This is a genomic window from Bacteroides sp. 2201st1_D9_2201SCRN_220225 (assembly GCF_040928965.1).
GTDB lineage: Bacteria > Bacteroidota > Bacteroidia > Bacteroidales > Bacteroidaceae > Bacteroides > Bacteroides stercoris.
Genome location: NZ_JBCODG010000031.1, coordinates 19,678 through 32,640 on the forward strand (window position 1 = coordinate 19,678; position 12,963 = coordinate 32,640).

Below are 12,963 nucleotides of genomic sequence, written 5' to 3' on the forward strand. Positions count from 1 at the left end.
ATGAGCACTATAATTTACTTATTGATAACCATGGCTTTCTCCGCTTTTTTTTCGGGGATGGAGATTGCTTTTGTTTCCGTGGACAAACTCCGTTTTGAGATGGAGCGGAAACCGGGTATTACGTCAAGCATCCTTTCTTGTTTCTTCCGCAATCCGAATAATTTTATTTCCACCATGCTGGTGGGAAATAATATCGCGCTGGTTATTTATGGTATCCTTATGGCACAGATTATCGAGGTGAATCTGCTGGCGGGTATGATTGATAATCATTTTGTAATGGTGCTGGTGCAGACTATCATATCCACTCTTGTTATTCTTGTAACGGGCGAGTTTCTTCCGAAGACGCTGTTCAAGATTAACCCGAATCTGGTATTGAGGGTATTTGCTACACCTTTGTTTGTCTGCTATGTTATTCTGTTTCCCATATCAAAGTTTGCTTCCGGGCTGTCTTATCTCTTTTTGCGCTTATTTGGCATGAGGATAAATAAGGAAGCGTCCGATAAGGCATTCGGCAAAGTCGATTTGGATTATTTCGTGCAGTCGGGTATAGAGAATGCTGCTAATGAGGAAGAGTTGGATGCGGAAGTGAAAATCTTTCAGAATGCGCTTGATTTCTCTAATATAAAAATACGCGATTGTATTGTTCCCCGTACGGAAGTGGTGGCAGTGGATGTGACGGCCTCGCTCGAAGACTTGAAGAACGTGTTTGTGGAGTCGGGTATCTCCAAAATTATTGTGTACGATGGGAATATAGATAACGTAATCGGCTATATTCATTCGTCTGAAATGTTCAGAAATCCGGCGGACTGGAGAAATAATGTCAAGGAAGTACCCATTGTGCCCGAAACGATGGCGGCACATAAATTGATGAAACTTTTTATGCAACAGAAAAAAACAATTGCTGTTGTGGTAGATGAATTTGGAGGTACATCCGGTATTGTTTCACTGGAAGATTTGGTTGAAGAAATATTCGGGGATATTGAGGACGAGCACGACAACACTTCCTACATCTGTAAACAAATTGGCGAACATGAATATGTACTGTCCGCACGTCTTGAAATAGAGAAGGTAAATGAAACGTTCAATCTTGAACTGCCCGAATCGGATGAATATCTTACGATAGGCGGACTGATTCTGAACCGTTATCAAAGTTTCCCGAAACTGCATGAAGTGATAGCCGTTGACAAATATCAGTTTAAGATAATTAAGGTGACAGCCACTAAAATAGAATTGGTACGGTTGAAAGTCACGGAATAATTTCGTTTCAGCGTAAATTTTTAAAGAATAAATAGATGCGTATTAGCATTTTTTGTATCTTCGTGCGCTAAAAAGAACATTGAATAGAAAATAATAATAAACAAATAATTCATATTAACTAAAATGGCAACATTACAAAACATTCGGTCTAAAGGGCCCTTATTGGTGATTGTTATTGGTCTGGCGCTGTTTGCCTTCATCGCGGGAGACGCGTGGAAAGTACTTCAGCCGCACCAGTCACAAGATGTAGGAGAAGTGAACGGGGAAACAATTTCCGCTCAGGATTTTCAGGCATTGGTAGAGGAATATACGGAAGTAGTGAAATTCTCCAGCGGCTTGAACGCGTTGAGCGATGAACAAACTAATCAGATTAAGGATGAAGTCTGGAGAGCATACGTAAACAATAAACTGATTGAGAACGAAGCTGAAAAGTTGGGTTTGACTGTTTCTAAAGCGGAACTCCAGGCTATTATTGATGCCGGTGTACATCCGATGTTGCAGCAGACTCCGTTCCGTAACCCGCAGACCGGTGCTTTCGACAAAGATATGTTGAAGAAATTCTTGGTGGATTACTCTAAGATGAACAAGGCTCAGATGCCGGCTCAATATGCGGAGTATTACAATTCCATGTATAACTTTTGGAGTTTTGTGGAGAAGTCACTTATACAGGCTCGTTTGCAGGAGAAATATCAGGCTTTGATTACGAAGTCTCTGTTCTCTAATCCTGTTGAAGCGGAAGATGCTTTCAATGCACGTGTAGACCAGTCTGACTTGTTGTTGGCAGCCGTTCCTTATTCCTCTATTGTAGATTCTACAATTGTTATTAAGGAATCCGAACTGAAAGATGCTTATAACAAGAAAAAAGAGCAATTCAGACAATATGTGGAAACCCGTAACATCAAGTATATTGATGTGCAGGTTACTGCAAGTCCGGAAGACAAAGCCGATATTCAGAAAGAAGTGGAGGAATATACTGTGCAGTTGGCTGAGAATCCTTCCGATTATTCAAACTTCATTCGCTCAACCGGTTCTACTCAGCAATATGTTGACTTATTCTATACAGACAAGGCGCTGCCTGCTGACGTTGTTGCCCGTTTGGATTCTGTAAAGGTAGGTGGTGTATATGGTCCTTACTATAATGCATCGGACAATACAATCAATTCTTTCAAGAAACTGGCCTCTGCTGCTATGCCTGACTCCATTCAATATCGTCAGATTCAAGTGGTTGCAGAAGATGCTGCCAAGACCAAGACTTTGGCTGACAGTATCTACACAGCCATTAAAGGCGGTGCAGACTTTGCCGAAATTGCCAAGAAGTACGGTCAGACAGGTGAGGCAACATGGATTTCTTCTGCCAACTATGAAGGTGCTCAGGTGGACGGTGATAATTTGAAGTATATTGCAGCCATCACTACTTTGGGTCAGAATGAGTTGGCTAACCTCGCTTTGGGACAGGCAAACGTTATCTTGCAAGTGATGAATAAAAAAGCTGTGAAAGATAAATATAAAGTAGCCGTTATCAAGCGTCCGGTTGAATTCAGCAAGGAAACTTATAGCAAGGCATACAATGACTTCAGTCAGTTCATTGCAGCTAACAATACTTTGGACAAATTGGTTGCCAATGCAGAAGATGCAGGGTACAGACTGCTGGATAGAACTGACTTGTACAGTTCGGAGCACGCTATCGGAGGTGTGAAAGGTACGAAAGAAGCTTTGAGATGGGCATTTGCAGCAAAAGCTGGTGAGGTTTCAGGTCTGTATGAATGTGGCGAAAGTGACCATATGATGGTGGTGGCTGTTACGAATATCATTCCTGAAGGTTACCGTCCGTTGTCTATGGTACAAGAACAGTTGAGAAGCGAAATTCTTCGTGATAAGAAAGCAGAGAAAATCATGGCTGATATGAAAGCTGCCGGTGCAACGACTTTTGACCAATATAAGAATATGGCAAATGCAGTGAGTGACTCCGTAAAGCATGTTACTTTCGCTGCTCCGGCCTATGTCCCGGCATTGCGTAGTAGCGAACCTTTGGTAGGAGCATATGCTTCAATTGCTGAATTAAACAAGTTGAGCGCACCTATCAAGGGTAATGGTGGTGTATTTGTTCTTCAACCTTATGCTAAGGAAAAACTGAATGAAACTTATAACCAGGAAACGGAAGAAGCTACATTGGAAGGTATGCATGCACGTATAGCAAATCAGTTCATGAATGATTTATACTTGAATGCCAATGTGAAAGATAGCCGTTATCTGTATTTCTAATAATATAAAAGTAGAATAATTTTATATACTTGGGGAAGCCGTTCGATAAATGTCGAACGGCTTTTTCATTTGTGCAACTTTATTCCTACCTTTGCAAAGGATAATTTATCAGTAAATAAACTATCTTTTATCGTAAATATACAGTTAGAATGAAACAACCTCTTTTAGGCCTTACATTAACCGAGCTTCAGATGGTCGTAAAGAATCTGGGGCTGCCAGGATTTGCGGCCAAGCAGATTGCTGCGTGGCTATATGACAAGAAAGTAGCTTCCATAGACGAAATGACAAACTTGTCGTTAAGACATCGGGCTCTGTTGAAAGAGATATACGAAGTAGGATGTGAAGTACCGGTGGATGCCATGCGGTCGGTAGACGGTACCGTGAAGTATCTTTACCGTGCCGGAGAGGGACATTATGTTGAAGCCGTTTACATTCCGGATGAAGATAGGGCTACGTTGTGTGTATCTTCCCAGGTGGGATGTAAGATGAACTGTAAGTTCTGTATGACAGGTAAGCAGGGTTTCACCGCCAATCTGACCGCTAATCAGATTATTAATCAGATAAATTCTTTGCCCGAACGGGATAAACTGACCAATGTGGTGATGATGGGTATGGGAGAACCGTTGGATAACCTTGATGAAGTTTTGAAGGTGCTGGAAGTAATGACATCATCCTATGGATACGGTTGGAGTCCGAAGCGGATTACACTCTCTTCTGTCGGGCTTCGTAAGGGGTTGCAGCGTTTCATTGAAGAATCAGACTGTCATTTGGCAGTCAGCCTGCACTCGCCCGTGCCTTTGCAACGACGTGAACTGATGCCTGCCGAAAAGGCTTTTTCCATTACTGAGATTGTAGATTTGTTAAGAAACTATGATTTTAGTAAACAGCGCAGACTATCTTTCGAGTATATTGTTTTTAAAGGAGTGAATGATTCTTTATTGTATGCCAAGGAGTTGTTGAAATTATTGCGGGGGCTGGACTGCCGTATCAATTTGATTCGTTTTCATGCTATTCCGGGAGTTAATCTGGAAGGTGCTGATATGGAGACAATGACAGCATTCCGTGATTATCTGACATCGCATGGACTGTTTACTACGATTCGTGCTTCGCGCGGTGAAGATATATTTGCCGCATGCGGTATGCTTTCGACTGCTAAACAGGAAGAGAATAAAGAAGAATTAATATAAATTATTAACTTTGACGCCAAGCTTATACGCCTTTTTCGTAGTTTTGTAATAACTAAAACATATAAATGTATGAAGAAACACCTGTTTTATTTGAGTATGGCCCTGATAACTGCATTGTTTTCAGCATGTGGTAATGGCAAGAAGGGTGTGTTTACTCCGACATCCAGTGGTCGGGCGTATGAAATTTTGGTAGTGATTGACCAAGGATTGTGGGAGCGTCCTGCCGGTCGTGCTCTCTATGATGTACTTGATTCTGACGTACCTGGGCTTCCCCAGTCGGAACGTTCATTCCGTATTATGTATACTTCTCCGGCAAACTATGACTCTACATTGAAGTTGATCCGCAATATTATCATTGTTGAGGTGAACAAAGATCTGTATACACAGCCTAAGTTCAAATATGCGAAGAATGTATATGCTGCACCTCAATCTATCCTGACTATTCAGGCACCGGATGAAGCCTCTTTTGAGAAGTTTGTCGAGGAGAACAGGCAAGTAATTGTGGATTTCTTTACCCGTGCTGAAATGAACCGCCAGATTGCAGTGCTGGAAAACAAACACAGTGACTATGTTTCTACGAAAGTAAAGAGTATGTTCGATTGTGACGTATGGGTTCCGGGTGAACTGACGGCGACTAAGCAGGGAGAAAACTTCTTTTGGGCAGGTACGAATGCTGCTACAGGTGATCAAAACTTTGTTATCTATTCCTATCCTTATACCGACAAGGATACATTTACGAAAGAGTATTTCGTGCATAAGCGTGACTCTGTGATGAAGATTAATATTCCTGGTGCAAGGGAGGGTATGTATATGGAAACCGATTCATTGATGACAGACGTACGTCCTATCAATGTACAGGACGAATATGCATTGGAAGCTCGTGGCTTGTGGCGTGTGAAAGGCGATTTTATGGGTGGTCCGTATGTATCTCATGTCCGTTTGGATAAAGTTAATCAGCGCATTATCGTATCCGAGATATTTGTGTATTCACCCGATAAGATGAAACGTAATCTGGTACGTCAGATGGAAGCGTCATTGTATACGCTTAAATTGCCCGGAAGCAAACAGGAAGGAAATGAGATGCCTTTGGCAGTAACAAAAAAAGATTCTACTAAAACAGAAAAATAAGGATGGAAGATAATAAAATAAGAGTCGGTATAACTCAGGGAGACATAAACGGAGTTGGATATGAAGTGATTTTGAAAACATTTTCGGATCCGATGATGTTGGAGTTATGTACCCCGATTATTTACGGTTCACCCAAAGTAGCTGCTTATCACCGCAAGTCATTGGACTTGCCGACTAATTTCAGTATTGTGAACTCGGCATCGGAAGCTGTCCCTAATCGTCTGAGTGTCGTGAACTGTACAGACGATGAAGTAAAAGTTGAGTTTTCCAAACCTGATCCGGAGGCTGGTAAAGCTGCTCTTGGCGCTTTGGAGAAGGCAATTGAAGAATACAAAGCGGGGCTGATTGATGTTATTGTTACGGCTCCTATCAATAAGCACACTATTCAGTCGGAAGAATTCTCTTTTCCCGGACATACGGAGTATATCGAAGAGAAGTTGGGTGATGGCGGAAAAGCTTTGATGATTCTGATGAAAGATGATTTACGGGTGGCATTAGTGACAGGACACATTCCTGTACGGGAGATAGCATCGGCTATAACGAAAGAGTTGATACAGGAGAAACTACTCGTTTTTAACCGTGCGTTGAAGCAGGACTTTGGTATCGGAGCACCGCGTATTGCTGTACTTTCCCTGAATCCACATGCCGGTGATGAAGGCTTATTGGGTACGGAAGAGCAGGAAGTAATCATTCCTGCCATTAAAGAACTGGCGGGGAAAGGCATATTGTGTTATGGTCCTTATCCGGCTGACGGCTTTATGGGTTCCGGTAACTTTACTCATTTTGACGGTATACTGGCAATGTATCACGATCAGGGACTTGCTCCTTTTAAATCTTTGGCTATGGATGAAGGTGTAAATTATACGGCCGGTCTTCCGGTAGTGCGTACTTCACCGGCGCATGGCACGGCTTATGATATTGCAGGAAAAGGGATTGCTTCCGAAGATTCTTTCCGGCAGGCTGTCTATGTGGCAATCGATGTGTTCCGTAACCGTATGCGCGAGCAGGAAGCACATGCCAATCCCCTGAGGAAACAATATTACGAAAGACGTGACGACAGCGATAAGCTGAAACTTGATAGTACAGAAGAGGATTTGTAGTATGACGAAAGCAGAAATACAACAAGTAAAACTGCGTTTTGGTATTATTGGCAATAACGAGGCTTTGATGCGTGCTATTGATATCGCCATTCAGGTAGCTCCTACTGATTTGTCGGTGCTGATTACCGGAGAGAGTGGTGTGGGTAAGGAGAGTTTTCCGCAGATTATCCATCAATACAGCCGCAGAAAGCACGGACAATATATCGCTGTAAACTGCGGGGCTATCCCCGAAGGAACGATTGATTCGGAACTGTTCGGCCATGAAAAAGGAGCTTTTACCGGTGCTATCGGTGAACGTAAAGGGTATTTTGGCGAGGCTGACGGCGGTACCATTTTTCTTGATGAGGTGGGGGAGCTTCCTATGCCTACACAAGCTCGTTTGCTTCGGGTGCTTGAGACAGGTGAGTTTATTAAAGTCGGTTCGTCTAAAGTTGAAAAAACGAATGTACGTATTGTTGCTGCTACCAATGTGAATCTTACACAAGCAATTGCTGACGGGCGTTTCCGCGAAGATTTATACTACCGTCTTAATACGGTGCCTATTCCGGTTCCGGCTTTACGCGAACGTGGAGAGGATGTTGTGTTACTGTTCCGCAAGTTTGCATCAGACTTTGCCGAAAAGTATCGTATGCCTGCCATTCAGCTGACTGATGATGCCAAACAAGTGCTGCTGACATATCCATGGCCCGGTAATGTACGTCAGTTGAAGAATATAACGGAACAGATTTCCATTATTGAAACCAATCGTGAAATCAACGCTTCTATTTTGAAGAATTACCTGCCCGAACAGAGCAATGTGCAGCGCCTGCCTGCCTTGTTTGGTGTAAAGAATGAAAGTAAAAGTTTTGAAAGCGAGCGCGAAATACTGTATCAGGTACTTTTTGACATGCGCCAGGATGTCACCGAATTGAAAAAACTGGTACACGAAATTATGACCGAACGGGCAACTATGGGAAATCAGGGTGCGACACCTACTGCTTATTATGCATCTGCTCCAGCGGTAGTAGCTTCAGTACCTGCTGCCGGAGTGCCTACTATAATACACCCTTCCGTGAAATCAGCTCAGGAAGTAGATGAGGATATTCAAGACACGGAAGAGTATGTTGAAGAATCTCTCTCATTGGATGAAGTGGAAAAAGAAATGATACGCAAGGCACTTGAAAAGCATCACGGAAAGCGCAAAAGTGCGGCTAAAGATTTGAATATATCGGAGCGTACGCTATACAGAAAGATAAAAGAATATGGATTGGATTAAGAAAATAACGTTGATATCGGCGTTAGCAGGTTTGGTGTGCGTGGTAGTTTCTTGCCGCATCTCCATGGGACTTGCTCCGATAAGTTCTATTGATTACAGCAAAGTGAAGACTATTACAATTGCCGAATTTCCTAATCGTGCCGAGTACGTGTATGCTCCCATGACTACGGAGTTTAACCAGAAACTTAAGGATATGTTTATCCAGCAAACACGTTTGCAATTGGTGAATGCCAACGGCGATCTGGAAATAGACGGTGAGATAACGGGTTATAACCAATACAATGAAGCTGTAGCAGCTGATGGCTATTCTTCTAAAGTGAAGCTGACTATGACCGTAAACGTGCGTTATGTAAACAATACCAATCATGAGGAAGATTTTGAACAACAGTTTTCCGCTTTCCAGACTTATGATTCCTCCTTGCTGCTGACTGATGTGCAGGATGACCTGATAAGTAAAATGATAAAGGATATCACAGAACAAATATTTAATTCAACCGTAGCTAACTGGTAATCGAGGAATGACTTCTGCCTATTTGCAACAATGGATACAGCATCCTGAAATGTTGAATAAGGATACTTTGTACGAGCTTCGTACTCTGCTGGTCCGTTATCCCTATTTTCAGTCGCTTCGGCTGCTGTATCTTAAGAATCTATATTTGCTGCACGATGTCACATTCGGAGCAGAGCTGCGTAAGGCTGTTCTGTATGTGGCAGACAGACGTGTATTGTTTTATTTGATAGAAGGTGACCGCTATAGGTTGAAATCACAAAAGTCACCTTTACTTTCTTCCAGAGTGCCGGAAGAAGAACCTAATGTAGACCGTACACTCTCTTTGATAGATGCTTTTCTGGCAACAGTTCCCGAAGAGCATTCGCAGGTTACAGAATTGGATTATGCAATGGATTACACAACTTATCTGTTGCAGGATGACGGACAGAATGATTCTGAACCAACCGGTGGAAAGGAAGTCCCTAAACTGCGCGGACACGAACTGATAGATGGATTTATACGTAAGAGCGAGTCGTCGGAATCATCTGTATTTGAAAGATCGGTATGTCCTGAGAAAGTTCTCGTATCTCCGGAAGAAAAGGAGGCATCTCTTGAAGATAAGGAAGTGATTTCCGAGCAAAAAGAGACTTTCTCCGCTTCCCTTTCAAAAAACGAATATTCTACTTCCGAAGACGATGAAAATGATGATGGACAGATTCGTCAGGAAGATGTGGATGATAGCTGTTTTACAGAAACTTTGGCTAAAATCTATATTAAACAGCACAGATATGATAAAGCACTTGAAATTATTAAAAAATTAAGTTTGAATTATCCAAAAAAAAATGCTTACTTTGCAGACCAAATCAGATTTTTGGAGAAATTGATTATTAACGCTAAATCAAAATAACAAAATGTATTTATTATTAGTTATCTTAATGGTGATCGCATCCATATTGATGTGTTTCATTGTGTTGATTCAGAATTCCAAAGGCGGTGGTCTGGCTTCGGGTTTCTCATCATCCAATCAAATCATGGGTGTACGCAAGACTACTGACTTTCTGGAAAAGGCAACATGGAGTCTCGCTGTGTTTTTGGTGGTGATGAGTGTTGCTTCCGCTTACGTTATCCCTTCTGCTTCTCACAAAGGCGGTGATGTGATTTTGGAACAGGCACAGCAAGAAGAGAAGACGAACCCGTACAATATGCCCGTAGGTACAGCTGCTCCGAAAGCTGAGCAACCGGCTGAAACAGCTCCTGCAACAACAGCTCCTGCTGCTACGGATGCTGCAGAACCGGCTGGAAATTAATTTTGAGAAATAACTGTAATTTCTTGACAGGTGGAGTTGTACAATTTATGTTGTACAATTCTGCCTGTTTTTATTTATAGTCTTTTATATTTGGTTATTTTTGTAGCCAGATAAGATTCATTTGAAATTATAAACCATATTATAATATTATAATGACAACTACTGACAAAATTCACCAGACGCTACGCGATTCGGCAGGTATGCGTTGGTTGGTATTGCTGCTTTTAGCATTTGCTATGTTCTGTTCATATATTTTTATGGACATACTTTCACCTATTAAAGACTTGATGCAGTCCACGCGTGGCTGGGATTCTACAGCATTCGGTACAATGCAGGGGTCTGAGACATTCCTTAATGTATTCGTATTTTTCCTTATTTTCGCAGGTATTATCCTCGATAAAATGGGTGTACGTTTTACTGCAATTCTTTCCGGTGCTGTGATGCTTGTCGGAGCTACCATCAATTGGTATGCGGTGACAGACGCTTTTCAGGGAAGTGGACTTCAAACTTGGTTTACCAACAACCTGAATTATATTCCCGGTTTCGATGAGTTGGGTATCTCTCCATTCTATAGAGGTATGCCGGCATCAGCTAAATTTGCGGCAATAGGTTTCATGATTTTCGGTTGCGGTGTCGAGATGGCGGGTATTACGGTGTCTCGCGGTATCGTTAAGTGGTTCAAAGGCCGTGAAATGGCGCTTGCTATGGGGTCTGAAATGGCGCTTGCCCGTTTGGGAGTTGCCACTTGCATGATTTTCTCTCCGGTATTTGCTAAATTAGGGGGTGTTATTGATGTTTCCCGTTCAGTGGCATTTGGTGTTGTGCTATTGCTTATCGCACTTATTATGTTTATTGTCTACTTCTTCATGGATAAGAAACTTGACGAGCAGACGGGTGAGGCTGAGGAGAAAGACGATCCGTTCAAGATCAGCGATCTCGGTACTATTTTGTCCAGTGGCGGATTCTGGTTGGTAGCGCTTCTTTGTGTACTTTATTATTCTGCTATATTCCCGTTCCAGAAATATGCCGTAAATATGCTGCAATGTAATTTGGTATTCAAGGAAGTACCCACCGACTCTTTCTGGGCTACTAATACGGTGACAATTCTTCAGTACTGCATTATGCTTGTCGTTGCGGGTGCTTCTTTTGCAAGTAATTTTATGAAGAAGGCAAGTATGAAGTATGGCTTGCTTACCCTTGCCGGAGTATTGCTCACTGTCTTCTGTTATATGGGTTATATGCGTCAGAGTGCCGAAACAGTATTTGCAGTCTTCCCTTTGCTCGCTGTAGGTATAACACCGATACTTGGAAACTATGTTGACCATAAAGGTAAGGCAGCTTCGATGCTGATGATAGGTTCCATGTTACTGGTTCTTTGCCATCTTACTTTCGCGTTTGTTCTTCCTGAGTTCAGAGATAATGCGGTAGGTGGTGTTGTGATAGCTTATCTTACTATATTGGTACTTGGTGCAAGTTTTTCACTGGTTCCTGCTTCTTTATGGCCCAGTGTTCCTAAATTGGTTGATGCCAAGATTATAGGCAGTGCTTACGCGCTTATTTTCTGGGTGCAGAATATTGGTCTTTGGCTCTTCCCGCTTCTTATCGGAAAGGTACTTGATAAAACCAATACGCAGCTTGTTGCTGATTTAAAGAACGGTGTGATTACTCCGGAAGAGGCTGCCGTGTCGTATGATTACACCGCACCGCTTGTAATGCTGGCTTGTCTTGGCGTTGCTGCTTTGGTATTGGGATTTATTCTTAAAGTTGTAGACAAGAAGAAAGGTCTTGGTTTGGAAGAACCTAATATCAAAGCTTGATAACGGTAATGTCAGATACAAAAGGAAAAGTAAACCTATTGGATACTGTTCCCGTTCAGTGCGGACATATTACAACCGAATGGGAAGGGGAGTACGCGATACTTTCCTTTCCTCGGTTTAAGTACGACTGGATGAGACGTTTTTTGTTGCCGAAGAGTATGTCGGCCGATATTCATGTGAAGCTGGAGGAACACGGTACTGCCGTATGGCGTTTGATAGATGGAAACCGAACCGTACAAGAGATAATCTCTCTGCTTACCGACCATTTCCAAAATGAAGATAACTATCCTTCTCGTGTCACTACTTACATTATGCAGTTGCAGAAAGATGGATTCATTCAGTTGAAAGTCGAGAGTTGAAAGTTACCGTCTGGTATTACAATGCAGACTGCTTTCAACTCTCGACTCTCAATTTCCTAATTGCTTTCTCTGTCTACCTTGATTAATCCACCGGTAGCTGTATCGAACAAAACTTTTATAGTAGAATTTTTATTGAATAGTACAGGTGCAAGATATTCTATAGTACCAAATTGTGTAACGGGCAGTTCACCATCGAATATCTTCTTGTTGTTGCCTGTTAATATAACATGGGCGCGTCCCGGAACGTTGTAAGCAACTCCGTCTACTTTTTTCTTACCGTCTTCTTCCGGAATGGCGGGAGTCTTCAAATCGGTTATGGAGATATAATACGGTTCGCCTGCCAAATCATCGTTTGCCACTATGCCCAATCGTTTGGAGAAGCGGAAAGCTACTTCATTGTTCATTTCTTTGGGAGTAAGGCGAATTGTAAACGTCTGAGGTTCTTCTTTCAAGGTTCCGGAGAACATCTCCGTCATAGCACGTTCCTGTAAGTTGAGGTTGTCGAGCATGATTTTGAGTTGGGCGCCATCCTGCGGCATATTGTCGGCTTCACCACGGAGAAGGGCATTTTTGCTTTCACGGATGTTATAGATTTCCTTGGCTACCAACTCCGCCATTTTAGCTCTGGAACTTGCCATGAGTATTTCTTCCGTAAGGAATTTACGCGGATCTATGATTTCTTGTGCGGCAGCGGTTATTTTGGTTGCCGGTATCGTATGGCTGTTAAGCGGTATGTTGATGGAACGGACAATGCCGTCTTCGGTAAGTTCCATTAGTGGGGCTACAGTCTTATCTTTCAAC

General features: G+C 42.4%; 12 protein-coding genes. 11 read left to right on the forward strand and 1 reads right to left on the reverse strand.

Annotated features, from left to right (window positions below):
* The 11 genes from AB5903_RS11935 (at nt 1) to AB5903_RS11985 (ending at nt 12,162) form a co-directional block, all read left to right on the forward strand.
* On the forward strand, nt 1–1,257 hold the full coding sequence (locus tag AB5903_RS11935) for a hemolysin family protein (protein WP_040316354.1): 1,257 nt from the start codon (nt 1–3) through the stop codon (nt 1,255–1,257).
* 123 nt (nt 1,258–1,380) lie between these two features.
* A complete protein-coding gene (locus tag AB5903_RS11940) occupies nt 1,381–3,519 on the forward strand; it encodes a peptidylprolyl isomerase (protein WP_005657790.1) in 2,139 nt (712 codons plus the stop codon).
* A 149-nt stretch (nt 3,520–3,668) separates the two neighbouring features.
* Nucleotides 3,669–4,706 carry a 23S rRNA (adenine(2503)-C(2))-methyltransferase RlmN gene (gene rlmN, locus AB5903_RS11945; protein ID WP_272710681.1) on the forward strand — a complete coding sequence of 346 codons (1,038 nt, stop codon included), beginning with the start codon at nt 3,669–3,671 and terminating at the stop codon, nt 4,704–4,706.
* 69 nt (nt 4,707–4,775) lie between these two features.
* On the forward strand, nt 4,776–5,834 hold the full coding sequence (locus AB5903_RS11950; protein ID WP_005657786.1) for a DUF4837 family protein: 1,059 nt from the start codon (nt 4,776–4,778) through the stop codon (nt 5,832–5,834).
* Nucleotides 5,835–5,836: 2 nt separating this feature from the next.
* Complete coding sequence (pdxA, locus tag AB5903_RS11955) at nt 5,837–6,934, forward strand: 4-hydroxythreonine-4-phosphate dehydrogenase PdxA (RefSeq protein WP_016661471.1); 1,098 nt, start codon at nt 5,837–5,839, stop codon at nt 6,932–6,934.
* A gap of 1 nt (nt 6,935) precedes the next feature.
* On the forward strand, nt 6,936–8,189 hold the full coding sequence (locus tag AB5903_RS11960; protein ID WP_060386105.1) for a sigma-54-dependent Fis family transcriptional regulator: 1,254 nt from the start codon (nt 6,936–6,938) through the stop codon (nt 8,187–8,189).
* Nucleotides 8,176–8,700, forward strand: coding sequence for an LptE family protein (locus AB5903_RS11965; protein WP_005657781.1), 525 nt, complete (start codon nt 8,176–8,178; stop codon nt 8,698–8,700). The genes AB5903_RS11960 and AB5903_RS11965 overlap by 14 nt, the downstream gene beginning before the upstream one ends.
* Before the next feature lie 7 nt (nt 8,701–8,707).
* The gene (locus AB5903_RS11970; protein ID WP_022104992.1) at nt 8,708–9,586 is read left to right on the forward strand and encodes a tetratricopeptide repeat protein; all 879 of its coding nucleotides are present in this window, start codon (nt 8,708–8,710) and stop codon (nt 9,584–9,586) included.
* A gap of 4 nt (nt 9,587–9,590) precedes the next feature.
* Nucleotides 9,591–9,986, forward strand: coding sequence for a preprotein translocase subunit SecG (secG, locus tag AB5903_RS11975; RefSeq protein WP_005657777.1), 396 nt, complete (start codon nt 9,591–9,593; stop codon nt 9,984–9,986).
* Between the two features lie 152 nt (nt 9,987–10,138).
* Nucleotides 10,139–11,803, forward strand: a complete 1,665-nt coding sequence (locus AB5903_RS11980; RefSeq protein ID WP_005657775.1) for an MFS transporter — start codon at nt 10,139–10,141, stop codon at nt 11,801–11,803.
* Nucleotides 11,804–11,811: 8 nt separating this feature from the next.
* Entirely contained in the window at nt 11,812–12,162 is a 351-nt protein-coding gene (locus AB5903_RS11985; protein WP_005657773.1) for a PqqD family protein, read from the forward strand.
* A 56-nt stretch (nt 12,163–12,218) separates the two neighbouring features.
* Here AB5903_RS11985 and AB5903_RS11990 read toward each other — a convergent pair.
* The coding region (locus AB5903_RS11990) for a DUF4831 family protein (protein ID WP_368117855.1) at nt 12,219–12,963 on the reverse strand (745 nt) is incomplete at its 5' end.

Bases quoted from the DNA above. Each gene is read 5' to 3' on its own strand.
- AB5903_RS11965 (WP_005657781.1), top strand. From the start codon at position 8,176: ATGGATTGGATTAAGAAAATAACGTTGATATCGGCGTTAGCAGGTTTG.
- secG (WP_005657777.1), top strand. From the start codon at position 9,591: ATGTATTTATTATTAGTTATCTTAATGGTGATCGCATCCATATTGATG.
- AB5903_RS11970 (WP_022104992.1), top strand. From the start codon at position 8,708: ATGACTTCTGCCTATTTGCAACAATGGATACAGCATCCTGAAATGTTG.
- AB5903_RS11960 (WP_060386105.1), top strand. From the start codon at position 6,936: ATGACGAAAGCAGAAATACAACAAGTAAAACTGCGTTTTGGTATTATT.
- AB5903_RS11950 (WP_005657786.1), top strand. From the start codon at position 4,776: ATGAAGAAACACCTGTTTTATTTGAGTATGGCCCTGATAACTGCATTG.
- AB5903_RS11935 (WP_040316354.1), top strand. From the start codon at position 1: ATGAGCACTATAATTTACTTATTGATAACCATGGCTTTCTCCGCTTTT.
- pdxA (WP_016661471.1), top strand. From the start codon at position 5,837: ATGGAAGATAATAAAATAAGAGTCGGTATAACTCAGGGAGACATAAAC.
- AB5903_RS11980 (WP_005657775.1), top strand. From the start codon at position 10,139: ATGACAACTACTGACAAAATTCACCAGACGCTACGCGATTCGGCAGGT.
- AB5903_RS11985 (WP_005657773.1), top strand. From the start codon at position 11,812: ATGTCAGATACAAAAGGAAAAGTAAACCTATTGGATACTGTTCCCGTT.
- rlmN (WP_272710681.1), top strand. From the start codon at position 3,669: ATGAAACAACCTCTTTTAGGCCTTACATTAACCGAGCTTCAGATGGTC.
- AB5903_RS11940 (WP_005657790.1), top strand. From the start codon at position 1,381: ATGGCAACATTACAAAACATTCGGTCTAAAGGGCCCTTATTGGTGATT.